Origin of the sequence: Sphingopyxis sp. Q841 (assembly GCF_052384365.1) — a bacterium.
In the GTDB taxonomy this organism is placed as follows: domain Bacteria; phylum Pseudomonadota; class Alphaproteobacteria; order Sphingomonadales; family Sphingomonadaceae; genus Sphingopyxis; species Sphingopyxis terrae_A.
The window spans coordinates 958,255-983,459 of the sequence record NZ_JBQSUM010000002.1 but is presented as its reverse complement, the minus strand read 5'-3'; the positions used below and the strand labels follow the sequence as shown (position 1 = coordinate 983,459).

28 protein-coding genes are annotated in these 25,205 nt (G+C 66.3%); 22 read left to right on the top strand and 6 right to left on the bottom strand.

Annotated elements, in window-relative coordinates; genetic code table 11:
- Positions 1-140: 140 nt before the first annotated feature.
- Positions 141-935 carry a response regulator gene (locus ACT17R_RS15045; RefSeq protein WP_062900871.1) on the bottom strand — a complete coding sequence of 265 codons (795 nt, stop codon included), beginning with the start codon at positions 933-935 and terminating at the stop codon, positions 141-143.
- Positions 936-1,141: 206 nt separating this feature from the next.
- On the opposite strand from ACT17R_RS15045, the gene ACT17R_RS15040 reads away from it, so the two are divergent.
- The 14 genes from ACT17R_RS15040 (at position 1,142) to fghA (ending at position 15,063) form a co-directional block, all read left to right on the top strand.
- Positions 1,142-2,722: a GAF domain-containing protein gene (locus ACT17R_RS15040; RefSeq protein WP_238929722.1), complete on the top strand. Its 1,581-nt coding sequence runs from the start codon at positions 1,142-1,144 to the stop codon at positions 2,720-2,722.
- 51 nt (positions 2,723-2,773) lie between these two features.
- Entirely contained in the window at positions 2,774-4,024 is a 1,251-nt protein-coding gene (locus ACT17R_RS15035; RefSeq protein ID WP_062900870.1) for a putative DNA modification/repair radical SAM protein, read from the top strand.
- The gene (locus ACT17R_RS15030; RefSeq protein WP_062900869.1) at positions 4,021-5,451 is read left to right on the top strand and encodes a UdgX family uracil-DNA binding protein; all 1,431 of its coding nucleotides are present in this window, start codon (positions 4,021-4,023) and stop codon (positions 5,449-5,451) included. Before ACT17R_RS15035 ends, ACT17R_RS15030 begins: the two co-directional genes overlap by 4 nt.
- A complete protein-coding gene (locus ACT17R_RS15025; RefSeq protein WP_062900868.1) occupies positions 5,451-6,461 on the top strand; it encodes a ligase-associated DNA damage response exonuclease in 1,011 nt (336 codons plus the stop codon). The genes ACT17R_RS15030 and ACT17R_RS15025 overlap by 1 nt, the downstream gene beginning before the upstream one ends.
- Positions 6,458-8,041, top strand: coding sequence for a cisplatin damage response ATP-dependent DNA ligase (locus tag ACT17R_RS15020; RefSeq protein ID WP_062900867.1), 1,584 nt, complete (start codon positions 6,458-6,460; stop codon positions 8,039-8,041). The genes ACT17R_RS15025 and ACT17R_RS15020 overlap by 4 nt, the downstream gene beginning before the upstream one ends.
- A gap of 88 nt (positions 8,042-8,129) precedes the next feature.
- Positions 8,130-8,744: a superoxide dismutase gene (locus ACT17R_RS15015; protein ID WP_062900866.1), complete on the top strand. Its 615-nt coding sequence runs from the start codon at positions 8,130-8,132 to the stop codon at positions 8,742-8,744.
- A gap of 171 nt (positions 8,745-8,915) precedes the next feature.
- Positions 8,916-10,295, top strand: coding sequence for an L-serine ammonia-lyase (locus ACT17R_RS15010; protein ID WP_062900865.1), 1,380 nt, complete (start codon positions 8,916-8,918; stop codon positions 10,293-10,295).
- A gap of 81 nt (positions 10,296-10,376) precedes the next feature.
- Positions 10,377-10,766 (top strand): hypothetical protein, encoded by a 390-nt coding sequence (locus ACT17R_RS15005; protein ID WP_444809733.1) that lies wholly within the window; start codon positions 10,377-10,379, stop codon positions 10,764-10,766.
- A 106-nt stretch (positions 10,767-10,872) separates the two neighbouring features.
- Entirely contained in the window at positions 10,873-11,985 is a 1,113-nt protein-coding gene (locus ACT17R_RS15000; protein WP_062900863.1) for an S-(hydroxymethyl)glutathione dehydrogenase/class III alcohol dehydrogenase, read from the top strand.
- Positions 11,986-12,003: 18 nt separating this feature from the next.
- The gene (locus ACT17R_RS14995; protein ID WP_003052594.1) at positions 12,004-12,390 is read left to right on the top strand and encodes a VOC family protein; all 387 of its coding nucleotides are present in this window, start codon (positions 12,004-12,006) and stop codon (positions 12,388-12,390) included.
- A 1-nt stretch (position 12,391) separates the two neighbouring features.
- Positions 12,392-13,264: a formyltetrahydrofolate deformylase gene (purU, locus tag ACT17R_RS14990; RefSeq protein WP_062900861.1), complete on the top strand. Its 873-nt coding sequence runs from the start codon at positions 12,392-12,394 to the stop codon at positions 13,262-13,264.
- 55 nt (positions 13,265-13,319) lie between these two features.
- Positions 13,320-13,700: a VOC family protein gene (locus ACT17R_RS14985; protein ID WP_003052600.1), complete on the top strand. Its 381-nt coding sequence runs from the start codon at positions 13,320-13,322 to the stop codon at positions 13,698-13,700.
- A 14-nt stretch (positions 13,701-13,714) separates the two neighbouring features.
- A complete protein-coding gene (locus tag ACT17R_RS14980) occupies positions 13,715-14,218 on the top strand; it encodes a prolyl-tRNA synthetase associated domain-containing protein (RefSeq protein WP_062900860.1) in 504 nt (167 codons plus the stop codon).
- Positions 14,215-15,063 carry an S-formylglutathione hydrolase gene (gene fghA, locus ACT17R_RS14975; RefSeq protein ID WP_062900859.1) on the top strand — a complete coding sequence of 283 codons (849 nt, stop codon included), beginning with the start codon at positions 14,215-14,217 and terminating at the stop codon, positions 15,061-15,063. The genes ACT17R_RS14980 and fghA overlap by 4 nt, the downstream gene beginning before the upstream one ends.
- Positions 15,064-15,094: 31 nt before the next feature.
- On the opposite strand, the gene ACT17R_RS14970 is transcribed toward fghA, so the two are convergent.
- From ACT17R_RS14970 to ACT17R_RS14950, 5 genes are all read right to left on the bottom strand, one after another.
- Entirely contained in the window at positions 15,095-16,072 is a 978-nt protein-coding gene (locus ACT17R_RS14970; protein WP_062900858.1) for a quinone oxidoreductase family protein, read from the bottom strand.
- 64 nt (positions 16,073-16,136) lie between these two features.
- Complete coding sequence (locus ACT17R_RS14965) at positions 16,137-17,966, bottom strand: DEAD/DEAH box helicase (RefSeq protein ID WP_062900857.1); 1,830 nt, start codon at positions 17,964-17,966, stop codon at positions 16,137-16,139.
- Between the two features lie 148 nt (positions 17,967-18,114).
- Positions 18,115-19,287 carry an NAD(P)/FAD-dependent oxidoreductase gene (locus ACT17R_RS14960; RefSeq protein WP_444809732.1) on the bottom strand — a complete coding sequence of 391 codons (1,173 nt, stop codon included), beginning with the start codon at positions 19,285-19,287 and terminating at the stop codon, positions 18,115-18,117.
- 9 nt (positions 19,288-19,296) lie between these two features.
- A complete protein-coding gene (locus ACT17R_RS14955; protein WP_003052619.1) occupies positions 19,297-19,476 on the bottom strand; it encodes a hypothetical protein in 180 nt (59 codons plus the stop codon).
- Entirely contained in the window at positions 19,473-19,949 is a 477-nt protein-coding gene (locus ACT17R_RS14950) for a GreA/GreB family elongation factor (RefSeq protein WP_062900855.1), read from the bottom strand. Before ACT17R_RS14950 ends, ACT17R_RS14955 begins: the two co-directional genes overlap by 4 nt.
- Before the next feature lie 150 nt (positions 19,950-20,099).
- On the opposite strand from ACT17R_RS14950, the gene ACT17R_RS14945 reads away from it, so the two are divergent.
- From ACT17R_RS14945 to ACT17R_RS14910, 8 genes are all read left to right on the top strand, one after another.
- On the top strand, positions 20,100-20,396 hold the full coding sequence (locus tag ACT17R_RS14945; protein ID WP_062900854.1) for a BufA1 family periplasmic bufferin-type metallophore: 297 nt from the start codon (positions 20,100-20,102) through the stop codon (positions 20,394-20,396).
- Between the two features lie 9 nt (positions 20,397-20,405).
- Entirely contained in the window at positions 20,406-21,281 is an 876-nt protein-coding gene (bufB, locus tag ACT17R_RS14940) for an MNIO family bufferin maturase (RefSeq protein WP_062900853.1), read from the top strand.
- Complete coding sequence (locus ACT17R_RS14935) at positions 21,274-21,990, top strand: HvfC/BufC N-terminal domain-containing protein (protein WP_062900852.1); 717 nt, start codon at positions 21,274-21,276, stop codon at positions 21,988-21,990. Before bufB ends, ACT17R_RS14935 begins: the two co-directional genes overlap by 8 nt.
- A 1-nt stretch (position 21,991) precedes the next feature.
- Entirely contained in the window at positions 21,992-22,450 is a 459-nt protein-coding gene (locus ACT17R_RS14930; RefSeq protein ID WP_062900851.1) for a DoxX family protein, read from the top strand.
- Positions 22,447-22,968 (top strand): sigma-70 family RNA polymerase sigma factor, encoded by a 522-nt coding sequence (locus ACT17R_RS14925; RefSeq protein WP_003052645.1) that lies wholly within the window; start codon positions 22,447-22,449, stop codon positions 22,966-22,968. The genes ACT17R_RS14930 and ACT17R_RS14925 overlap by 4 nt, the downstream gene beginning before the upstream one ends.
- A 1-nt stretch (position 22,969) precedes the next feature.
- Complete coding sequence (locus ACT17R_RS14920) at positions 22,970-23,620, top strand: NrsF family protein (protein WP_062900850.1); 651 nt, start codon at positions 22,970-22,972, stop codon at positions 23,618-23,620.
- Between the two features lie 100 nt (positions 23,621-23,720).
- Entirely contained in the window at positions 23,721-24,437 is a 717-nt protein-coding gene (locus ACT17R_RS14915) for a head GIN domain-containing protein (protein WP_444809731.1), read from the top strand.
- A 43-nt stretch (positions 24,438-24,480) separates the two neighbouring features.
- Positions 24,481-25,191, top strand: a complete 711-nt coding sequence (locus ACT17R_RS14910; protein ID WP_058812416.1) for a head GIN domain-containing protein — start codon at positions 24,481-24,483, stop codon at positions 25,189-25,191.
- Positions 25,192-25,205 lie beyond the last annotated feature (14 nt).

Below are 25,205 nucleotides of genomic sequence, written 5' to 3'. Positions count from 1 at the left end.
GAACCTCAACTTGCGGGTAAACTTCCGAGAATGGTCGTTTGCCGGATTGCCGGCACATCGGAAGCGAAGGGCTTAGAGGGCGGTTCGGTCTGGAGCGCCGCCCCTCGAGCCGTTCCTCCGACCCAGAGGCCAACGAAGCCTTATGCCGCGAGTTGGGGGGTGAAGAGCAGGCTCTGGCTGATCGCGGCGCGGACCATGTTCTGGCGGAAGGGCTTGGAGATCAGGAAGGTCGGCTCGACGCGGTTGCCGGTGAGCAGGCGTTCGGGAAAGGCGGTGATGAAGATCGCCGGGACGGGGGCGATCGCCAAAATGTCCTGTACCGCGTCGATCCCCGACGATCCGTCGGCAAGCTGGATGTCGGCGAGGACTAGGCCGGCCTCGGTGCGTTCGAACGCCGCGACCGCATCGTCGTGCGTTGTCGCGATTCCGGCGACCTCGTGGCCGAGTTCGCGGACGATCTGTTCAAGCTCCATCGCGATCAGCGGCTCGTCCTCGATAATCAGGACCGAGGTGCGCGATTCGCGGTCGAGGTCGCCGACCGCTTCGGCGAGCAGCGTTTCCACGGTGGGGATGTCGGTGCCGGTGATCGCCGCGGCCTCGTCGGCCGAGAAGCCTTCGAGCGCGGTAAGGAGGAGGATCTGACGGCCGAGAGGGGTGATCCGGCGCAGCCGGTCGTTCGCGGCGCGTAGCACCGGGTCGAGTTCGGCGTCGCTGCCTTCGCCATCGTCGATATAGGCGCTTTCCCAGATGCGGTGAAAGCTGCGGTAGAGGTCGATACGCGTATCGCGACAGGTGCGAAATTCCTGGGGCGCCGCGACGATGACTTCCAGCGTGGTGTGGACAAAATTGTCGCCATGTTGCTGACTGCCCGTGAGCGCGCGCGCATAGCGGCGCAGGAACGGCAGATGGCCACGGATTTCTTCGCCCAAGCTCATGCAGGAACCTCCCTCTTTGAACCGATCATACGCGCCCCGCGGAGGCAGGTTCCCGCATTGAGGCAAAAAAGCACCCCCATTTTCTGCAACCACCACGCGCCTGATGCGTAGAGTCTGCCGGGACGCTACCGGATCGCCGCGTAAGTAGCAGAAAGATGGTCTTTTTCTTGCGCGCTCATTCACAAGCTTTTGCAGGGACCAGATTCATGGCACAGCGCCCCACCACGGCAATCGATGCGACGGCATCGAGCGAGGGCGCTTCGGAGAAGAGCGCGGCGGGAAAAGACGGAGGGCGGGCTTTGGCCGACGGGGGCGACGAAGGGGGTTCGAGGGACATGCGCGAGCGCGAACGCCGCCGACTCGAAACGCTTCGCGAATACCGGATATTGGACACCGCGCCCGAACCGGCGTTCGACCGCGTCACCAAACTTGCCGCCGACTTGTTCGACACCCCGATCGCGCTCGTGTCGCTGGTCGACGATTGCCGGCAATGGTTCAAATCCTCCTATGGCCTCGACGTCCCCGAAACGCCGCGCGAGATCAGCTTTTGCGAAAAGGTGGTGAAGAGCGAGCGGCCGATGATTATCGCCGACACGCTGGAGGACACCCGATTTCGCAGCAATCCGCTCGTCACCGGCGAGCCGCTGATCCGGTTTTATGCCGGTGTGCCGCTGCGCGCCTATAATGGCGCGGTACTGGGGACTTTGTGCATCATCGACCGGCGGCCGCGCGTCGATTTTGCGGACCGCGAGCGCGAACGGCTCGAGGATCTGGCGGCGATCATCATGGCCGAGGCAGACCTGCGGCGCACCGTGATGGAGCGCGACGAGGCACGGCACATGCTGGAACGCGCGCTCGACTTTTCGTGCATTGCGACCTGGCAGTTCGACCCGCGCACCGACGAGCTCAAATGGCGCGGGGCCACCGCCGAGCTATGGGGCGCCGATTTCGAAACCGCATTGAGGAACGGCGAGGGGTTTTTCGCGCGCGTCCATCCCGAGGATCGCGACGCGGTGCGCCGCGTGCTCTATGCCTCTGTCGACAGCGGCGCGCCCTATTCGATGGAGTACCGCATCGACCATCCCGAACGCGGTGTGCGTTGGATCGCGGCGCGCGGGGACTGGGATGTGCGCCGCGACGATGCCATTCTGACCGGGATCAGCGCCGACATTACCGAACAGAAGAGCCGCCAGGAAAATGCGACGCTGCTGATGCGCGAGCTGCACCACCGGATGCGCAACCTGTTCGCGACGGTCGGCGCAATCATTTCGCTCACCAAAAATTCGGCGCGCGATGTTGACGATTATGTCGAGCGGATCAGCAGCCGGCTCGACGCGCTTAACCGTGCGCAGAACGTCCTGCTCGGCGCAAATTTCATGACCGGATCGATACACGCGCTGATGCGCGAGGTCGAAGCTGCCTTTCCGCGCGTGCGCTGGTCGGGCCCCGACCTGCTGCTTCCCGAAAATGCGTTGGTGGCGATGGCGCTGCTGTTCAACGAGCTGGCAACCAATGCGGTCAAGCATGGCGCGTTGACCGGCGCGCGCGGGCAGGTCGATGTCAGCTGGAGCCAGGACCCCGAAGGCAGCGAGCCGCGCCTGTTCCGGCTCGACTGGACCGAAAGCGGCGGCGATGCGCCGATCGGTCCGCCCGATCGCACCAGCTTTGGCACGCTGCTGATGGAACGCAGCGTCCGGAACAATTTGGGGGGCACGATTACGCGGCACTGGAACCCCGAGGGCCTGCGGGTCGAAATCGCGCTGCCCGCCAAATGGCGCGAAGCCTGAAACGCGACGAGGTGATTTGTTCCTTAAATGTTCTCGTGTTAAACGGGTGGCATGTCGGGAAAATCGATTCTGCAAAAGCTCGCGATCCTCGCCGATGCGGCGAAATATGATGCCTCCTGCGCCTCCTCGGGAACGGTGCGGCGCGATTCGACCGCGACCAAGGGCATCGGATCGACCGAAGGCATGGGCATATGCCACAGCTATGCGCCGGACGGCCGCTGCATTTCGCTACTCAAAATCCTGCTGACCAATTTCTGCGTTTATGACTGCCGCTTCTGCATCAACCGGGCGTCGAGCAATGTCGCGCGCGCGCGTTTCGATCCGCGGGAGGTCGTGCGGCTGACGCTCGATTTCTACAAGCGCAACTATATCGAGGGGCTGTTCCTGTCGTCGGGGATCATCCGGTCCGAAGATTATACGATGGAGCAGCTGGTCGAGGTCGCGCGGCTGCTGCGCGAGGAGCATCGCTTTCAGGGCTATATCCATTTGAAGACGATCGCGGGCGCCGATCCCGCGCTGATCGCGCTTGCCGGCATCTATGCCGACCGGCTGTCGACCAATGTCGAACTGCCGACCGAGGCAGGACTGGCGAGCTTTGCGCCTGAAAAGAAGCCCGGCGTCATCCGCAAGACGATGGCATCGGTGCGCACGCGCGAGGCCGACGTCCTCGACGCCGCGAAGGGGCGGCTGATCGGCAAGGCACCGCCGCCGCGCTTTGCGCCTGCCGGGCAGTCGACGCAGATGATCGTCGGCGCCGACGGCGCGCGCGACGACGACATTCTGCACGCGGCGACGAACCTCTATTCGGGCTATCGGCTGCGCCGCGTCTATTATTCGGCCTATAGCCCCATTCCCGACGCGAGCAGCGACCTGCCCCCCGTGCGCCCGCCGCTGCTGCGTGAGCACCGCCTGTATCAGGCGGACTGGCTGCTGCGCTTCTATGGCTTCGAGCGCGCCGAAATCATGGCGGGCGGGCGCTGCGGCATGCTCGACCTGGCGATCGATCCCAAGCTTGCGTGGGCGCTTCAGCAGCGCGAGAGCTTTCCCGTCGACATCAACCGGGCGCCGCGCGAACTGCTGCTCCGCGTGCCCGGTCTTGGCACGCGCGCGGTCGACCGCATCGTGGCGGCGCGGCGGCTGGGCAAGGTGCGGCTCGGCGACCTCGCCAAGCTGACGGCGTCGGTCAAAAAGCTGCTGCCCTTCATCGTCACGCCCGACTGGCGGCCGGGCAAGCTCACCGACAGCGCCGACCTGCGCGCCCGCTTCGCGCCGCCCGCGGAACAACTGACGCTGGCGCTGTGAGGGAGGTCGTCCTCGAAACGCCCGGCGATTTCGGCGAATGGCGCCGCGCCGCGCGCAGCCTGCTGGCGGACGGGATTGCGCCCGAGGACATCAGCTGGCGCGGCGGCGGCGAGGGCGCATCGCTGTTCGGCGAGGCCGCAGCGGTACCACCGCCGTCCGGCGCGCTCAGCCTGCCGCGCGAACTGGTTGCGATCGCCGAGCGGGTGATCTGTTACCGCGATGCTGCGGTGCCCGCACGTCTTTACCGTGTGCTTTGGCGCGCGTTGCAAGACCGTCGGCTGCTTGAACGGCGCACCGACGCCGATGTCGACTGGCTGATGAAGGCCGACAAGGCGATCCGCCGCGATGTTCACAAGATGCACGCCTTCGTGCGGTTCCGGCGGCTGGGCGAGGATGGCGAGCGCGAGCGCTTCGCCGCGTGGTTCGAGCCCGCGCACCGCATCCTGCGGCTGACCGCCCCCTTTTTCCAGCGCCGCTTCACCGGCATGGACTGGGCGATCGTAACCCCCGACGCGCGTGCGATCTGGGAGGACGAGGCGCTGCGTTACGGTCCCGGCGGGACGCGGGACGAAGTGCCGGAGAGCGATGTGGTCGAGGATCAGTGGCGCACCTATTATGGCGCGATCTTCAACCCCGCGCGCGTCAAGATCGCCGCGATGCGCGCCGAAATGCCGAAAAAATACTGGCACAACCTGCCCGAGGCGCAGGATATCGCGCCGTTGCTGGCAGGCGCCGAGGCGCGCGTGGAACGGATGCGCGCGGTGGCCGTTTCGGCTGCGAATGCGCGAACGGAGAAATGGCGCAAACGCGTGACCGACGACGACGCCTCGACCGAAGCCCTTGATACGCTCGACACGATCGCGCGTGCGCTCGATCGCTGCACGCGCTGTCCGCTCTATTGCGACGCGACGCAGGCGGTCGCGGGCGAGGGACCGGCGACGGCGCGGATCATGCTGGTCGGCGAACAGCCCGGCGATCAGGAGGATTTGCAGGGACGGCCCTTCGTCGGCCCGGCAGGGCAGGTGCTGAACGAAGCGCTCGACGAAGCGGGCATGGACCGGCGGCGGCTGTTTCTGACCAACGCGGTCAAACATTTCAAATTCGAACCGCGCGGCAAGCGAAGGCTGCACCAGAATCCGACGGCTGCCGAGATCGATATCTGCCGCTGGTGGCTCGACAAGGAGCGCGCGCTGGTCCGGCCCGACGTGATCGTGACGCTGGGCGGCAGCGCGCTGCGAGGGGTGACGGGGCGAAGCGCGACGATCGCGTCGATGCGCGGGTCGGTGCATGACCTGGAGGACGGCACGAAGCTGATCGCGACGGTCCATCCGTCGTTCCTGCTCCGCCTGCCCGACCGCGAACGCGCGGCGAAGGAGCGCGACATGTTCGTCGCCGACCTGATCCGCGCGCGAAAGCTGGCTGCCTGATGCCCGGCGCTAGCTGGATCGAGCCGCACCCGAGCGGTATCTATGTGAAGCCCGCTGACTTGTGGATCGATCCGTCGCGCCCCGTTGCGCGCGCAGCGGTCACCCACGGCCACGCCGATCATGCGCGCAGCGGGCATGGCGCGGTCTTCGCGACGCCGGAGACGCTCGCGATCATGGCGCTGCGCTATGGCGTCGATGCCGAGGCGAGCCACAATCAGGCCTTTGCCTATGGCGACGGGTTCGAGCGCGGCGGGGTGCGGTTCAGCTTCCATCCCGCCGGCCATGTGCTCGGCAGCGCGCAGATATTGATGGAGTATCGCGGCGAGCGGATCGTCGTCACCGGCGATTACAAGCGCCGCGCCGACCCGACCTGCGCACCGTTCGAGGTGGTTCCGTGCGATATCTTCGTGACCGAGGCGACCTTTGGCCTGCCGGTGTTCCGGCACCCGCCGACTGGGGACGAGATCGCCAAGCTGATCGGCGCGGTGCGTGCCGAGCCCGACCGCGCGATACTCGTCGGCGCCTATGCGCTCGGCAAGGCGCAGCGGGTGATCGCCGAACTGCGCGGCGCGGGCTGGGATGCGCCGATCTATATTCACGGCGCGCTCGAACGGATGTGCGCGCTCTATGCTGCGCACGGCGTCGATCTGGGCGAATTGCGGCTGGTATCCGAAACCGACAAGGCGGCGATGGCGGGGCAGATCGTCATTGCCCCGCCGTCTGCGCTCAACGACCGCTGGTCGCGGCGGCTCCCCGATCCCGTCACCGCGATGGCGTCGGGCTGGATGCGGGTGCGCCAGCGCGCGCGGCAACGGATGGTCGAACTGCCGCTCGTCATCTCCGACCATGCCGACTGGGACGAACTGACGGCCACGATCGCCGAAGTGAACCCCAAGGAGAGCTGGATCACCCACGGCAGCGAGGACGGCCTCTTGCGCTGGTGCGAACTCACCCAGCGCAAGGCGCGCGCGCTGCACCTCGTCGGCCGCGACCTGGAGGAGGAGGTGTGAAGCGCTTCGCCGCCCTGATCGACCGGCTGATCTACACGCGCTCGCGCAACAGCAAGCTGGCGTTGATCGTCGATTATCTGAAGCATACGCCCGATCCCGATCGCGGCTGGGCGCTCGCGGCGTTGACCGAGGCGCTCGACTTTTCGGCGGTGAAGGCGGGGACGGTGCGGACGCTGCTCGCGACGCGCGTGGATGAAGAGCTGTTCCGGCTGTCGCGACATTTTGTTGGCGATACGGCGGAGACGGCGGCGCTGTTGTGGCCCGATGCGCCCGGCAAGAGTGCGGATCTCAGCATATCCGAAGCCGTCGATGCGCTGGCCGCCGCAAGCCGCAGCGATGCGCCCGCGGTCGTCGCCGCACTGCTCGACCGGCTCGACGCCGACGGGCGTTATGCGCTGCTCAAACTGGCCTTGGGCGGAATGCGCGTCGGGGTGTCGGCGCGGCTCGCGAAGCAGGCGTTCGCGCAGGCGTTCGGGGTGCCGGTCGACGATGTCGAGGAGCTATGGCACGCGATCCCGCCGCCCTATGCGCCGCTGTTCGCCTGGGGTGAGGGACGGGCGCCGCGTCCCGACCTTGCCGACGTCGCCTTTTTCCGGCCCTTCATGCTCGCGCACCCGCTCGAGGAAGAGGTTGTCGACCTCGCCGACTTCGCCGCCGAATGGAAGTGGGACGGCATCCGCGTCCAGATCGTCCATGCCGCCGGCGCGACGCGTATTTACAGCCGCGGCGGCGAGGAGATCAGCAGTGCTTTCCCCGAACTGGTCGCGGCCTTCGATCGGGAGGCGGTGATCGACGGCGAGTTGCTGGTGCGGGGCGAGGTTCAGGGCGGCCCAGAAACACAGGGTGGGGCGGCGAGTTTCAATGCGCTGCAACAGCGGCTCGGGCGCAAGACCGTCTCGAAAAAGATGCTTGCCGATTATCCGGCTTTCGTGCGCGTCTATGACCTGCTGGCCGTTGCCGGCGACGATCTGCGCGGGCTGCCGTGGTCCGAACGGCGGCGCCAACTGGAGGCCTTCGTGCCGCGGCTGGCCGCCAGCCATTTCGACCTGTCGCCGCTGATCGCGGCGGCGGATTTCAATGCGCTCGCCGATCTGCGCGCCGGCGCGCGCGACGCCGCGATCGAAGGCGTGATGCTCAAGCGGCGCGATGCCCCCTATGTCGCCGGGCGGCGGGCGGGGCTGTGGTATAAATGGAAGCGCGATCCGCTGAGCGCCGATTGCGTGATGATGTATGCGCAGCGCGGCAACGGGCGCCGCGCCAGCTTCTATTCGGATTATACCTTCGGCTGCTGGACCGAGACGGGCGAATTGCTGCCGGTGGGCAAGGCCTATTCGGGCTTCACCGACGAGGAGCTGAAGTGGCTCGACAAGTTCGTGCGCGACAACACGGTCGATCGCTTCGGCCCGGTCCGCGAGGTCGAAAAGACGCTGGTGCTCGAGGTCGCCTTCGATTCGATCCACGCATCGAAGCGCCACAAATCGGGGCTGGCGATGCGTTTCCCGCGCATCGCGCGCATCCGGCGCGACAAGCCGGCGGAGGAAGCCGACCGGATCGCGACGCTGCGCGGCATGGTGACGTAAAAATAACGCCAGAATTCGTCGTCACGGGGTTGCAACTCGCGTCAAACATACCGAGTTACACCCCCGAACACCAAAAAAGGAGACTGCCATGACAATCGCTTTTCCGCCGCTGCCCTATGCCGAGGACGCGCTGGCGCCGCATATTTCGGCCGACACGCTCGCGACGCATCATGGCAAGCATCACAAGGCCTATGTCGACAAGACCAATGCCGCGATCGAAGGCACCGACCTCGCCGGCAAGAGCCTGGAAGAAATCATCCACCATGCCGAAGGGTCGGGCAACAAGGGGCTGTTCAACAACAGCGCCCAGTCGTGGAACCACGCTTTCTACTGGAACTGCCTGTCACCGACCAAGACCGCCCCGTCGGGCGATCTCGCCGCGGCGATCGACCGCGACTTTGGGTCGCTCGACGATCTCAAGAAGAAGCTGAAGGACACGGCGGTCAACCATTTCGCCTCGGGCTGGGCGTGGCTGGTCGCCAAGGACGGCAAGCTGTCGGTCACCGACACGCATGACGCCGGCACCGAAGTGACCGCGGGTATCAAGCCGCTGCTCGTCATCGACGTGTGGGAACATGCCTATTACATCGACCGCAAGAATCTGCGTCCGGCCTACGTCGACGCGGTGGTCGACGAGCTGCTCAACTGGGATTTCGCCGCTGAGAATCTGGCGCGCGACGGTGCTTGGACTTATCCGGCGTAATTTCCCGTCAAAGAAAAGGCCGTGCGTCCCCGCGAATGCGGGGACCCATCTCCGGTCGGTGCTATTTTTCGCCCACGGATGATGGACCCCCGCCTTCGCGGGGGGACACGGCTTTAGACGTCAAGGCATTGGCTTCTGTCATAAGGCTATTTCCTCGCCTATAGGCGCGGCATGACGATCAGCCTCTTCGAACTTTTCAAAATCGGTGTCGGGCCATCGAGCTCGCATACTGTCGGACCGATGGTTGCGGCGCGGCGCTTCACCGTCTGGCTCGACGAACGCGGCCTGCTCGGCAAGGCGGCGCATGTCGAGGCCGATCTCTATGGCTCGCTTGCGCTGACGGGGAAGGGGCACGCGGCCGATACCGCAGTGGTCGCCGGGCTGGCGGGCGAAATCCCGGCCGAAACCAGCCTCGCCGCGATCAAGGCGCATTGGGACCGCGCCGAGAATGAGGGCTTTCTTTATCTACTCGGCCGCCAGCGCGTCCGCTTTCAGCCGGCGCGCGACCTGCATTTCCAGATGAAGCAGCGCCAGCCTTTTCATAGCAACGCCTTGAGCTTCACCGCGCGCGATGGTGACGGAGAGATACTGGCCAAGCGCATGTATTTCTCGATCGGCGGCGGTTTCGTCGTCGACGAGGAGGAGGCGGGGCGCAACAGCCGCGGGGCCGAGGACGAAGTGGCGCTGCCTTTCGCCTTCACCTCGGGCGCCGACCTCCTCAACATGGGCGCGGCGTCGGGCAAGAGTTTCGCCGAAATGATGCTCGACAACGAGCTGGTGCACCGCAGCCCCGAACAGGTCGAGGCGGGGCTCGACCAGATCGCCGCGGCGATGGACGCCTCGATCGATGCGGGCTGTTGCAGCACCGGCACGCTGCCCGGCGGCCTCAAGGTCAAGCGCCGCGCGCCGCAGATCGCCGCCGACATCCGCGAACGGCACGAAGCCAATTTGTCGGACCCGATGGCGATGATGGACTGGATCAACCTGTGGGCGATGGCGGTGAACGAGGAAAATGCCGCGGGCGGCAAGGTCGTCACCGCGCCCACCAATGGCGCGGCGGGGATCATCCCGGCGGTGATCCGCTATTACCGGCGCAGCTATCGCGGCGACGCGGCGGGGGTGCGCACCTTCCTGCTCGCCGCGGGCGCGGTCGGCGCGCTCTACAAGCGCAACGCCAGCATCTCGGGCGCCGAGGTCGGCTGCCAAGGCGAGGTCGGCGTCGCCTGCTCGATGGCCGCCGCGGGGCTGACCGCGGCGCTCGGCGGCACCAACGCGCAGGTCGAAAATGCCGCGGAGATCGGCATGGAGCACAACCTCGGCCTCACCTGCGATCCGATAGGCGGGCTGGTCCAGATCCCGTGCATCGAGCGCAACGCGATGGGCGCGATCAAGGCGATCGACGCGAGCCGCATCGCGATGATCGGCGACGGCACCCATGTCGTCAGCCTCGATACGGTGATCGCGACGATGCTGCAGACCGGCCGCGACATGCGCGATAAATATAAGGAAACGTCGAAGGGCGGGCTGGCGGTCAGTGTGGTGGAGTGTTGAGCTTCAACTGTTGGCTGCTAGCGCACTGAACCTTTTTTGCTAAAAGGCGAGATGCTCGAAAGGTCAGACTGCCCATTCCTATTGGACGTGCTTGATTGCCTTAAACGCCGTGGAAAAGCGCTCAAGCATCGTAACGCAACTCCGATAATTGAGCGCTTCATCGAGCTTCGCGAGGGAAAGACCGAAGAGCGGGTGGAAGTTACATTCAAGGTGCGCAAACGGCAGATCGTGGCTCTGACGGTCTGGGGTGATCGGTGGATTTCGATCCGCGCCGCAGAGTCAATTCCGCAAGCTGGGTGGAAGTTTCAGTATACGCACTCCGGACGCTTTCTCGGCACCGAGGGCGGTCGCGATCTGGTCAAAGCGACGGAGGCTTCGCTTTCCGAGATGTACGAATTGACCGATACGACCGTCGAAAGGCTCGACCTCATCTGGAGACCATTGTTGGCCAACGGCCCGCAAGTCGCTTGATGGCGGCGGGCTGCCACCTCCCCACGGCTTCGCAGCAGGGAGGATCTGCAGTATCTTGCATTGCCGGGCGCTTTGCCTGATTGGAGCGGCGAGAAGGAGACCTGCCATGAAGACCCGCGCCGCCGTCGCATTCGAAGCGAAGAAGCCGCTCGAAATCGTCGAACTCGATTTGGAAGGCCCGAAGGCGGGCGAGGTGCTGGTCGAGATCATGGCGACGGGCATCTGCCACACCGATGCCTATACGCTCGACGGCTTCGACAGCGAGGGCATCTTCCCGAGCGTACTGGGACATGAGGGTGCGGGCGTGGTGCGTGAGGTCGGCGCGGGCGTGACGAGCGTGAAGCCCGGCGACCATGTCATCCCGCTCTACACCCCCGAATGCCGCCAGTGCAAAAGCTGCCTTTCGGGCAAGACCAACCTCTGCACCGCGATCCGCGCCACGCAGGGCAAGGGGCTGATGCCCGACGGCACGACGCGGTTCTCGTACAAGGGCCAGCCGATCTTCCATTATATGGGCTGCTCGACCTTCTCGAACTTCACCGTGCTGCCCGAGATCGCGGTTGCGAAGATCCGCGAGGACGCGCCGTTCCAGTCGAGCTGCTACATCGGCTGCGGCGTGACCACCGGCGTCGGCGCGGTGATCAACACCGCGAAGGTGCAGGTCGGCGACAATGTCGTCGTCTTCGGGCTCGGCGGCATCGGCCTCAACGTCATCCAGGGCGCGCGGCTGGCCGGTGCGAACAAGATCATCGGTGTCGACATCAACCCCGATCGCGAAGAATGGGGCCGCAAGTTCGGCATGACCGATTTCCTCAATTCGAAGGGCATGAGCCGCGAGGATGTCGTCGCGGCGATCGTCGCGATGACCGACGGCGGCGCCGATTACACCTTCGATGCCACCGGCAATACCGAGGTGATGCGCATCGCCTTGGAAGCCTGCCACCGCGGCTGGGGTACCTCGATCATCATCGGCGTCGCCGAGGCGGGCAAGGAGATTTCCACGCGGCCGTTCCAGCTCGTCACCGGCCGCAACTGGCGCGGCACGGCCTTCGGCGGCGCCAAGGGCCGCACCGACGTGCCCAAGATCGTCGACATGTATATGCAGGGCAAGATTGAGATCGACCCGATGATCACCCACGTCATGGGGCTGGAAGAGATTAACAAGGGCTTCGACCTGATGCATGCGGGGGAAAGCATCCGCAGCGTTGTCGTGTATTGACGCGGAAGGACGCGCAGCATGTTCAGCCATGTCACGCTCGGCGCCAACGATATTGCGGCGACCAAGCGCTTTTACGATGCGGCGCTTGGTGCGCTCGGCATCCCCGTCGGCCGCGTCGATGAGCGTGGCCGGTTGATCTACGCGCATGACGGCGGACGGCTCGTCATCACCAAGCCGGTGAATGGCGAAGCGGCGGCGTGCGGAAACGGCCATACGCTCGGCCTGCTCGCGGCCTCGCCCGAGGCGGTCGATGCGTGGCACGCCGCGGGCCTTGCCAATGGCGGGACGAGCGCCGAGGACCCGCCGGGCATTCGCAACGCGACCGAAGGCCGGGTGCTGTATCTGGCCTATCTGCGCGATCCGGCGGGCAACAAGCTGTGCGCATTCCACAAGATTTCGGGCTGACATGACGACCGAACGTCCGGCCGCTTTCGTCCTGACCTTCAGCTGCGTCGATGCGGTGGGCATCGTCGCGGCGGTGACGGGGCTGCTTGCCGAAACCGACGGCTTCATCCTCGACAGCCAGCAATATGCCGACCTCGATTCGGGGCGCTTTTTCATGCGCGTCGAATTTCGCGGCGCAGGTCCGCGCTTTCCGCAGACGCTGGACGCGGTGCGCGCGGCCTTCGCGCCGATCGTCGAGCGGTTCGCTTTGGAAGCGCGGATCAGCGACGCGGGGGCCAAGCCGCGCTTCGTGATTGCCGTGTCGCAGGGCAGCCATTGCCTCAACGACCTGTTGCACCGCTGGTCGACGGGCAATCTGGCGATCGACATCGTCGGCGTGGTGTCGAACCACGACCATTTGCGCCGCCTGACCGAATGGCACGGGGTGCCGTTCCACTACCTGCCCGTCAGCGCCGCGAACCGCGCCGAACAGGAAGCCGCGATGCTGGACGTCATGGCACGCGGCGGCGCCGATTATCTGGTGCTCGCACGCTATATGCAGGTGCTTTCGGCCGATCTGTCGGCGAAGCTCGTGGGGCGCTGCATCAACATCCATCACAGTTTCCTGCCCGGCTTCAAGGGCGCCAAGCCCTATCATCGCGCGCACGAACGCGGGGTGAAGCTGATCGGCGCGACGGCGCATTTCGTGACGAGCGACCTCGACGAAGGCCCGATCATCGAGCAGGCGGTCGAGCGTGTCGACCACCGCGACGGGATCGACGACCTGATCCGTATCGGCCGCGATGTCGAGGCGCAGGTGCTCGCGCGCGCGGTGCGCTGGGTCGCCGAACAGCGGGTGTTGATCGACGGACGCAAGACGGTGGTCTTCCGTTAGTCACGCGAACAGGATAAGTCCCGATTCGCAACCAAATCAGGAGGAGCCAAGGGCTATGTACAGTCACAATATGGTCGGATCGAACGACCTCGACGCATCGAAGAAATTCTACGACGCGACCTTTCAGGCGATCGGCGGCAAGCCGGGCATCGTCGATGACAAGGGGCGCCTTATCTACATGCACAATGGCGGACTGTTCCTGGTGACGGCACCGATCGACGGCCAGCCAGCGACTGCGGGCAATGGCTGCACCATCGGTTTCGCGATGGAAGGGCCCGAGCAGGCGAAGGCGTGGCATGACGCCGGCGTCGCCGCGGGCGGCACTTCGATCGAAGACCCGCCGGGCGTGCGCGAAGGCGGCTTCGGCAGCCTGTACCTCGCCTATCTGCGCGATCCGTCGGGCAACAAGCTGTGCGCGCTGCACCGCGTCGTCTGACTTTCTGAGGGCTTATGCGCGGTGAGGCGGGATTGCTGGCGGATCTGGATGCGCTCGCCATCCCCTTCACCGCGCACGAGCATGTCGCGGTGTTCACTGTCGCCGAAAGCGACACGGTGAATGCTGCGATTCCCGGCGCGCACACCAAAAATCTGTTTCTGAAGGACACGGGCGGGGCCTTCTGGCTCGTCACCGTGCCGGGCGAAGCGCGCGTCGACCTGAAAGCGCTGCCCGCCGCGATCGGATGCAAGCGCGTGAGCTTCGGCAAGGCCGACGACATGCAGCGGCTGCTCGGCATCGCCCCGGGATCGGTGACGCCGCTTGCCGCGATCAACGCCGCACCGGGAACCATCACGGTGGTACTCGATGCCGGGCTTGCGGCTGCGGAGCGCGTCAACGTCCATCCGCTGCGCAACACGGGAACCATCGGCCTTGCGGGCGCAACGATCCTCGACCTCTTGCGTCATTGGGGGCATGAGCCGTTGATCGCTTCCATACCCGTGCAGGACAATCCATGACCCTCGAAACGCTATCGACCAATCGCAGCCATGGCGGCACGCAGGGCGTCTATCGCCATGCCAGCGACACCACCGGCACCGACATGACCTTTGCGCTGTTCGTTCCCGATCATGCGCCGGGCGCGAAGCTGCCGGTGCTGTGGTATCTGTCGGGGCTGACCTGCACCCATGCCAATGTGATGGAAAAGGGCGAATATCGCGCCGCCTGCGCGCAGCATGGCATCATCTTCATAGCTCCCGACACGAGTCCGCGCGGTGAGGGCGTGCCCGACGATCCGGAGGGCGCATGGGATTTCGGACTCGGCGCCGGCTTCTATGTGGATGCGACCGAGGCGCCATGGGCAAAGAATTACCGCATGCGCTCCTATATCGAGGATGAGCTCCCGTCGGTGGTGCTGCGCAATTTCCCGATGGCCGACATGACGCGGCAGGGGATCAGCGGTCATTCGATGGGTGGCCATGGCGCGCTGACGGTGGCGCTGCGCACGCCCGACCGCTTCCGCTCGGTCTCGGCCTTTTCGCCGATCGTCGCGCCGCTGCAATGCCCGTGGGGCGAAAAGGCGCTGTCGAACTATCTCGGTGCCGACCGCGAGCCGTGGAGTCACTATGACGCCTGCGCGCTGATCGAAGGCGGCGCGCGCGTTGCCGACTTGCTCGTCGATCAGGGAGAGGCGGACAGCTTCCTGGAAGATCAGCTCAAGACGCATCTGCTGGTCGAGGCGTGCGAGAAGGCGGGGCAGAAAGCCGAAATCCGCATGCAGCCGGGCTATGACCACAGCTATTATTTCATCTCGACCTTCATGGCCGAGCATATCGGCTGGCACGCCGAACGGTTGAAGGCTTAGTCGCTCCCCTCCCGCCCGCAAGCGGTAAAGATCAGGGCATCAACAGCGTCGACCCCGTGGTCCGGCCCGCTTCCAGATCTTCGTGTGCGCGAGCCGCGTCGCGGAGCGGGTAGCGCTGACCGATGGTGACCGCGACTGCGCCGCTTTCGAGCATCTCGAACACGCGCGCGGCGCCGGCGGCGCGTTCGCCGGGATCGAGATAATAGTCGAACAAGGTCGGGCGCGTGACGAACTGCGACCCATGCTGCGCCAGGATGCCGAGATTGACGCCGGTCACCGGCCCGCCGGCATTGCCGTAGCTGACGATCAGCCCGCGGCGCGCGGTGGCCTCGAGCGAGGTCGCCCAGGTCGCCATGCCGATGCCGTCGAAAGTGACGGGAACGCCTTGGCCGTCGGTGATTTCGCGGACGTGCGCGGCGACATCTTCGTCCCGGTAGCGGATGACATGGTCGGCGCCGGCGTCGCGCGCGGCCTGTTCCTTGGCTGCGGTGCTGACGGTGCCGATCACGGTGGCGCCGACGGCTTTCAGCCATTGGACGAGGATCAGACCGACCCCGCCGGCGGCGGCGTGGACGAGCACCGGCCAGCCCGCCTCGACCTTGGCGCAGCGTTCGACGAGCGCTTCGACCGTGCAGGCCTTGAGCAGCGCGGCGGCGGCGGTCTCGTCGTCGATCGCCGCGGGCAGCTTGAACAGCGCGGCTACGGGGACGAGCCGCGCGGTCGCATACGCCGTGCGGCGGGGGCCGAAAGTCGCGACGCGGTCGCCGGGCTTTAGCCCGTGGACGTCGGTACCGATCGCCACGATCTCGCCCGCCGCCTCGAGCCCCAGACCGCCAGGAAGGTCGACCGGGTAGGTGCCGTCGCGATGATATGCATCGATATAATTGAGCCCGACCGCGGTCTGGCGGACCAGCACCTCGCCCGGGCCGGGCGCGCCGAGCGTGACGCTGCGCCACTGGATGACGTCGGGACCGCCCTGCTTCTCGATAAAGGCTTCAACCGCTTCCATGCGTCCTCTCCTGCTGCTCGCCCGATTTGGGGCGGCGGCGGAGAGGGCGCAAGGGCTCTACGCCTTAATATTTCCCGGTCTTGCGCGGGTTGCGCTGGCCGTAGGGTTTGGGCTTGTAACGGTCGGTGCCGCCGCCGGGGGCGCCGGGGCCGCGCGGTTTGCGCGGACCGTCGCCGCGGGGGCCGTCGTGGCGCGGGCCAGCGTCGCGGCGCCCACCCTTATGGGGGCGCGTGTCGCGGCGCGGCGGATAGGTGCTGCCTTCGGGCGCCGGGGTGATGGCGACGCCGCTATCGTCTTCGCCATCCTTGTTCGCGGTGCGCGAAACGGCTTCGGCGAAGCGATCGGCGATCGCGAGCGGGATGTTGAACAGCGTTTCGCTGGGGCCGATGCGGATCGCGCCGATTTCGTGCTTGGTCACATGGCCGCGGCGACAGAGCAGCGGCAGGATCCAGCGCGGATCGGCGTTCTGGCGGCGGCCGATGTTGAGCCGGAACCAGACGCTGTCGTCGAACTGTTCGCGGTCCGCCCCACGATCGGCGCGCTCGAGACGCTCACCGCGCTCGGGGCGCTCGCCGCGCGGGCGCGGGCCGTTATCGATCAGATCCTCGGGCGGCGGCATCGTCGCACGGTGCGCGCGGACGAGCGCGGCGGCGATGTCTTCGGCGCTGCGCTCGGCGAGCAGGCGCTGGCCGAGTTCGATGTCATCAGCCTCATGTTCGACCGGCGCGAGCAGCGCCTCGATCAGCCGTTCCTTGTCGCGCGCGCGCACGTCGGTCGCCGTCGGCGCGTTCATCCACTGCGCGTCGATCTTCGCACCGCGCAGCATACCGTCGACGCGGCGGCGGCGCGGATAGGGGACGATGAGCACGGCGGTGCCCTTTTTCCCCGCGCGACCGGTGCGGCCCGAGCGGTGCTGAAGCGTTTCGGCATCGCGCGGGATTTCAACGTGAATGACGAGGCTGAGGCTCGGCAGGTCGATACCGCGCGCGGCGACGTCGGTCGCGACGCAGACGCGTGCGCGGCGGTCGCGCAGCGCCTGCAGCGCGTGGTTGCGTTCGGACTGGCTGTGCTCGCCCGACAGCGCCACCGCCGCGAAGCCGCGCTCGAGGAGGCTGGCGTGGAGGCGGCGGACATTGTCGCGCGTGGCGCAGAACAGCATTGCCGTGTCGGCCTCGTGCAACCGCAGCAAATTGACGACCGCGCCCTCGATATCGGCGGGTGCGACGGTGACGACCTGATAGGCGATGTCGCCATGGCCGCGATCTTCGCCGACGGTCGAGATGCGCAGCGCGTCGCGTTGATAATGTTTGGCAAGCTGGGCGATCGGTTTAGGGATCGTCGCCGAAAAGAGCAAAGTGCGGCGCGCTTCGGGGGTCGCGTCGAGGATTTCCTCAAGGTCTTCGCGAAAGCCCATGTCGAGCATTTCGTCGGCCTCGTCGAGCACGGCGACGCGCAGCGATTCCAGGTCGAGCGCGCCGCGTTCGAGATGGTCGCGCAGGCGGCCGGGGGTGCCGACGACGATGTGCACGCCCTGGCTGAGCATCCGGCGCTCGCGGCTTGCATCCATGCCGCCGACACAGGTCGCGATGCGCGCGCCGGCCTTCGCGTAGAGCCAGCTGAGTTCGCGGCTGACCTGCAACGCGAGTTCGCGCGTCGGTGCAATGATCAGCGCCAGCGGCGCGGCCGCGAAGGGCAGGCGCCCATCCTCGAGCAATTCGCCGGCCATGGCGAGACCAAAGGCAACGGTCTTGCCCGAGCCGGTCTGCGCCGAGACGAGCAGGTCGCGGCCGATGGCTTCGGCCTCGACGACGTGGGTCTGAACGGGGGTAAGTCCTTCATAGCCGCGCGCGGCAAGGGCGTCCGCAAGGACGGGCGAGAGATTTTCAAAGGGCATTTTATTCTTCTATCCTGTGCAGCAAAGGCGCCGCGGTTTGGTCCTCGCTGCCCAGTCTGCGTCCCGGGGTCGGTCGCCCGCGATCGAAACACTGGTCATGGATGCCGAACCCCGTTCGGCATGACGAAGAAATATCTGGGTTTTTTTCCTAAAGGGCCTGACCCGCCGCGTATCCGCTGGCCCAGGCCCATTGAAAATTGTAGCCGCCCAGCCACCCGGTGACGTCCACGGCTTCGCCGACCGCATACAGTCCCGGCACGCTTTTGGCCATCATTGATTGCGACGAAAGATTCGCGGTCGAAATGCCGCCCACCGTCACCTCGGCCTTGGCAAAGCCTTCGGTGCCGTTCGGATGGAAGGTCCAGCGCGCGAGCCGCGCCTCCGCATCGGCAAGCCTGCGGTCGGTTTGCGCGCCGAGCTCGCCGGCCAACTCCAGCCGCTCGGCGAGCGTCTGCGCCAGCCGATCGGGCAGGGGCAGCGTTGCGGCGAGCGTGGCGCGTGGACGCGCGCGCTTTGCGTCGATCAGCCATCCGGGCGTGGCGGCGGGCAGGAAGTCGATCGTCACCGGATCGCCGGGACGCCAATAGCTGCTGATCTGGAGGATTGCCGGACCCGACAGACCCTTGTGGGTGAACAGCGCCGCTTCACGGAACGCCGCCTTGCCCGCGCGCGCCTCGACCGGGGTTGCGACGCCCGACAGTTCGCGGAACAACACATCGTCACCGCCGAGCGTCAGCGGGACGAGCGCGGGGCGCGGCTCGACGATTTTCAGGCCGAACTGGCGCGCCAGATCGTAAGCAAAGCCGGTCGCACCCATCTTCGGGATCGATGGGCCGCCGGTAGCGATGACGAGGTTGGGCGCGCGGACATGCCGGTCGCCGAAGGCGACGGAGAAGATGCCATCCGCATGCTTGACGGCGCGCACCGGCTGGCCGCAGCGGACTTCGACGCCGCCCTTTGCACATTCCTCGAGCAGCATCGCGACGATCTGTTTCGCCGACCCATCGCAGAACAGTTGGCCGAGCGTTTTTTCGTGATGCGCAATGCCATAGGCATCGACCAGCGCGATAAAATCGGCGGGCGTGTAGCGCGCGAGCGCCGATTTGGCGAAATGCGGATTCGCTGAAATATAGCGGTCGGGCGCTGTATGGATATTGGTGAAATTGCAGCGGCCGCCGCCCGAGATCAGGATTTTCTTGCCCACCTGCTCGGCATGGTCGAGCAAGAGAACGCGGCGACCCCTTTGCCCCGCGACCGCGGCGCACATCAGCCCGGCCGCGCCGGCACCCAGCACGATGGCATCATAATCGGTGGCGGTCATGCGGGGTGGTCAGCGCAGCTTTGCGATCGACAGGCCGTCGGCCTTGGCCCGGATTTTTACCGACTCTTCGCTCCGCGTCAGGGCCTTGGCGATGGCTTTGAGCGCCATGCCCTTTTTCGCCAGCGTGTGGAGCTTGTCGATTTCGGCGGCGGTCCACGGCTGCTTGTGGCGTTCGAACTTGTCCTTCATGCCATTTCCTCCGCATCGGGCGCGGCGGCAAGGACGGTGATGGCATCCTCGCGGCCCTGGAATTCGACGTTCTCGCCGACCTCGGCGCCCATCAGGGCGCGGCCGAGCGGCGCGGTGAAGGCAATCCGCCCTGCCGCCGGATCGGCTTCGTCATGCCCGACGATCGTCACGGCGCGCTCGGTACCTGCGAGCCGATAGCGTACCGCGCTGCCGACCCCGACGATCCCGTCCGCGGGCGCGGCCTGCACCTCCGCGGTCGCGTGGCGCGTGGCGACATAGCGCTGGCGGCGCTGCAATTTCTTGCGCGCATCGTCGGTTTCCGCCGCCGCGATGGCGGCTTCGATCTGCGCGAATTCTTCGCCGAGCAGACGGTGTCCGCGCGGGGTTACCAGATTGGCGCCCGGCGGGATCGGCCATTCGAAGACCGGTTCCATATGTTCGTCATCGCTTTCGCGGCGGAACGCTACGCTCACGTTTCTCTCTCGGTATCGGGGAGGGGAAAGGCTCCTTTGCCGTGCGAAGGTGGCGACAAGATGGCGCGCTGTAACCTTGCCGGGCGGCGCGGCGAATTTCCCTTCGATGCCATCCCCCCGCATCCCCCTTTGTTGTGAATGGAGTGAAGAATGAGCAATGTCGTGAAACTGTCGCTGGCCGCTTCGGCCGTTCTGGCCATGGCCGCCGGCGCGATGGCGCCGGGAACCGCTGCTGCGGCTGGAAAGACCGAAAAATGCTTCGGCGTCGCGCTGAAGGGCAAGAATGATTGCGCCGCCGGTCCGGGCACGAGCTGCGCGGGCACCTCGACGGTCAATTATCAGGGCAATGCCTGGAAGTCGGTTCCGGCGGGCACCTGCGTCAAGATGGGCGGCACGCTGACCGCGCATGAGGGCAATGCCAAGCCGGTGCCGCAAAAGAAGAGCTGAGCCCCCGCCGTGTCCGCCTCCACTACCCCCCGGCTGCCCCGACGCGCCGGCATAGGACTGAAATCTCAGCATTATGCCGCGCTTCTTGCCGCGGTGGAGGCGGGCACGGCACCCGCCTGGGCCGAAATCCACCCCCAGAATTATTTCGGCCCGGGCGGGCCCCCGCATCGCTGGCTGACCGCGATCGCCGAGCATATGCCGCTCAGCTTTCATTCGGTCGGCCTGTCGCTGGGGTCGTCGGGCGGCGTCGATCGCGGCGAGCTCGATGCGCTGGCGGCGCTGTGCGCGCGCTATATGCCTGCCATGGTGTCGGACCATCTGAGCTGGAGCAACGGCCCCGGCGACAAATTTCCCGACCTGTTGCCAATCCCCTATACCAGCGCCGCGCTCGCGCATTTTGCGGGTGAAGTGGCGCGCGTGCAGGACCGGCTCGGCCGCGCGATCCTGATCGAAAATCCGTCGCGCTATCTTGCCTTTGCGGCAAGCAATTGGTGCGAGGTCGATTTCCTGCACGAACTGTGCCGCCGGACCGGCTGCGGCCTGTTGCTCGACATCAATAACATTCTTGTTTCCGCCCATAATCTGGGCCGTGACCCCGAAGCCTGGCTCGACGCATTCGACCCGCGGCTGGTCGGCGAAGTTCATGTGGCGGGCCATGCGGTGAAGCCCGATGGCGAGGGCGGCATGGTCGCCATCGACGATCATGGATCGCCGGTCGGCGCGGCCTGCTGGACCTTGCTCGACCGCTTTCTGCGCCGGGCAGGGCCGACGCCGGTACTCGTCGAATGGGACAGCGACGTTCCGGACTATGCGGTGCTGCACGCCGAAGCCGCGCGCGCCGACACGCTCATCGCGGCCTGTTCACCCGTCACCGCCGATGCTTGAGCGCGATCAGGCCGTCATCGCCGCGGCGATCAACGGCGGGCCCGACCATTTGCCCGACTGGCTGTTCGCGGGCGATCCGGCGCAGATTCTGCGCGGGCTGCGCGTCCATGCCAATACGATCTCGCACGCGCGGCTCGTCGCGCTGGAGGAAACGTTTCCGCTGTTCCGCGATCTGCTGGGCGCCGAAACATTCAACCGGCTGTCGCGGCATTATGTCGAAACGAACGGCGCGCGGCGTCGGGCGTTGGCCGATATCGGCGCCGACTTCGCCGACTGGCTGCGCGAAAAAGCACCGCCGCCCGCGCAGGACCTCGCCCGGATCGAATGGGCGTGGCTCGAATGTTATCACGCCGCGGACGCGCCCGCGCTGACCTTGGCCGAACTGGCGGGGCAGAGCGAGGCGGCGCTGCTGTCGCTGGCGGTCCGGCGGCATCCCGCTGCGCGGATCGTCCGCTTGTCGAGCGATGCAGCGGCGGCGCTCGACCCCGCGCTCGCGGCGGCGCGGCTCGTGCTCCTCGCCCGGCCCGATGCGGAGGTGCGCGTTCACGCGCTTGCCCCGGCCGAAGCCGCGGCACTGGCGCTGGCCGATGATTTCGGCCCGCTGCGTAACCTGATCGCGCTTCTTGCCGAAAAGCATCCGGGCGGCGGCGCGGCGATCGCGTCGCTGATTGCCGCCGGGGCGCTCGAGATGGCGCGGGAAGAAGGATAGCATGAAGCAGATTGTCGCATTTTACGATCGCGGCGTGGCGATCGTTTCGGGCCGGTTCGTCGAAAGCGTCGCCCTGCTGCTGCTGCGCGTCGCGCTGGGCGGCGTCTTCTGGCGATCGGGGCAGACGAAGGTGGTCGAAGGGAGCTTCCTTGCCATCGATCCCAACACTTATGACATGTTCCGCAACGAATTTTCCGGCCTGCCGCTCGACGCATCGATCGCGGTGCCGCTGACGACCTGGGCCGAGCATCTCTTCCCCGCGCTGTTGATCATCGGCCTTGCTACCCGCTTTTCGGCGGGCGCGCTGCTGGTGATGACGCTCGTCATCCAGATATTCGTCTTTCCCGACGCGTGGTGGCCGGTCCATTCGCTGTGGACCGCGATGGCCGCGATCCTGATCGTGCGCGGCGGCGGTCTGTTTTCCCTCGACGCCTTGCTTGTTAGGATGCGCGGGAAATGAGCCTCGACGAACCTTCGCTCGCGCGCCTGATGGCCGCTTCGCAGCGGGGGGATCGTGCGGCCTATCGCGCGCTGCTCGGCGATTGCCGGACATGGCTCGCGCGCTATTTCGCGCGGCGGATCGCGCCGCATCAGGTCGATGATCTGATCCAGGAAACTTTGGTGTCGATGCATCGCAAGCTGGCGACCTGGGACAGCGATCGCGCTTTTCTGCCGTGGCTCGCCGCCATCGCGCGCTATCGCTGGATCGACATGTTGCGCCGCCAGCGTGACGAGGCCGAACTCGGCGACAATGACGCCGCCGTGGGCGCCGAGGACGAGGCGGTCCATGCGCGGCTCAGCCTCGATCATCTGCTCGCGCTGTTGCCGCCGAAACAGGCGCAGGCGATCACGCTGGTCAAGATCGAGGGCGCGTCGATCGCCGAGGCATCGCGGATTTGCGGGCAGAGCGAATCGCTGGTGAAGGTGAATATTCATCGCGGCTTGAAAAAGCTCAGCCAATATATTGAAAGCGAATGACATGACGGACGTATCGATCGACGATCTGATCGACGGCCTGGCCGATGATCTGAAGCCGATCCGGCCGCGCCGGCTGCTGCGCGGCGGGGCCTGGACCGCGGCGGCGTGGCTGATCGGCGGCGGCACCCTGCTGTGGCTGCTGGGTATGCGGCACGATCTGGCTCATGGTGCCTCTATGGCGCCGATGCCGATGTTCGCCTTCTGGCTGATCGTCGCGCTGGGATTGGCCGCAACCTGGAGCGCCTTGCGCATGGGGCTGCCCGGGGTCGGGCGCGACTATAGCGGTTGGCGCTGGGCCGGGCTCGCGGCGCTCGCGCTGCCGCTGACTGCGCTCGTCGTCGGGCTGGGCGATACCCATGCGGCGATGCACGGGATGGACCCGCACGGCGGGATGCGCTGCACGCTCGACGGGCTGCTTGCCGGGCTCGGCGTCGGAGCGGCGCTGTTCGCATGGCTGAAGGGTGGGGCGCCGACCTCGCTCGAACGCGCCGGCTGGGTTGTCGGGGTGGCGGCAGGTGCGGCGGGTGCGGCGGTGCTCGCGCTTCATTGTTCGTCGGACAATATGGTCCATATCGCGCTGTGGCACGGGCTTGTCGTCATCCTGTCGGCGATTGCCGGGCGCCTGATCCTGCCGCCGCTGCTGCGCTGGTAGGCCTGACTGGACAGTGTGCCTCCTCTGTGTTAGGCGACTAATACAGAGGAGATTGATGATGCGAAACCGGTTGATTGGCGTTTTGCCGCTGGCGCTTGTGATGGCGACCGCGGCCTGTGGCGGATCTTTCACGATCGACAGCGACAAGGACAGCAAGTCGGGTGCCCGCGATGCGGGTCCGGTTACCTCCCGCGGCTTCGAGCTGAACGGCTTCACCGGCGTCAAGGTCACCGGCCCCGACGACGTCACGATTCGCCAGGGCGACGCCTTCGCCATCACGGCCAAGGGGCCGCAAGGCGAGCTCGACCAGCTCGAGATCGTCACCGACGGTTCGACGCTGTCGATCGGCCGCAAGCGCGACGGTTTCAGCTTCGGCGGGCGCGACCATGAAGGCGTCGAAATCAGCATCACCATGCCGAAACTGTCGATGCTGCGTCTGACCGGATCGGGTTCGATCGACGCCGACAGTGTCGATGGCGACGCGCTGGAGGCGACGGTGACCGGATCGGGCGACCTCAAGGTCGCGAAGATGACCGGGCAGAGCGCGAAAATCGCGATTTCGGGATCGGGCGACGTCGATATCGGCGGCGGTACGATCAATTCGGGCGCGATCAGCGTGACCGGATCGGGCGATGTCGATGCCAAGGGGCTTGCGGCGCAGACGCTCGACGTGTCGGTCGCGGGATCGGGCAATGTCGAAGGACAGGCGAGCGGTACCGCGGCGATTAATATCCTGGGGTCGGGCGATGTGACGCTGACCGGCGGTGCGACCTGCACCTCGCGCGAGATGGGATCGGGCACCGCGACCTGCAAATGATCGCGCGCTGGTGCCGCCGCCGCGAACCGGTTAAGGCGGCGGCATGACCAGCATCATGCGATGGGCCGCGATCGCGGCGACCGCCCTCTTGTCCGCTGCGTCGGCGCACGCCGCCGAAAAGCGCTTCGGCCTCACCAGTTTCGCGGCGATCGAAGTCGGCGCCGATGTCGATGTCGAGGTGGTGACACGCGCGCCGGTGAGCGCGGTGGCAACGGGATCGCAGGATGCGCTCGACCGGCTGACCGTCGAAAATCGCGATGGACGGCTGGTGATCGGGATGCGCCAGTTCGCGGGTGACGACCGCCGCGGCAGTTCGCCGGGCGCGGTGCTGCTCCGCATCAACGCCGCGACACTGCAATCGGCAACGCTGGTCGGCGCGGGGTCGCTTCACATCGACGGGATGAAGGGCCAGCGCGTCGCACTCGGCCTGCGCGGTCCCGGCAAGCTGAGTGTCGATGCGGTCGATACCGACCGGTTGGCGGTTGCGATGATCGGCAACGGCACGCTGACGCTCGCTGGCAAGGCGAAGCAGGCGCAAATGACGCTGTCGGGTTCGGGAGTCGTCGATGCCGGCAAGCTGGCGGTCGACGGACTGATTTCGGACAGCGAAGGGACGGGCGACCATATCTTCAACGCGGTCAAATCGGCCGCGATCACCGCGCGCGGCAGCGGCAAGACCGTGGTGCTGGGGCGCCCGGTCTGCACCGTGCGCAACGTAGGCACCGGCACGGTGGCGTGCGGCAGGGCGCGCTAGGCCGCGCGGCGGAA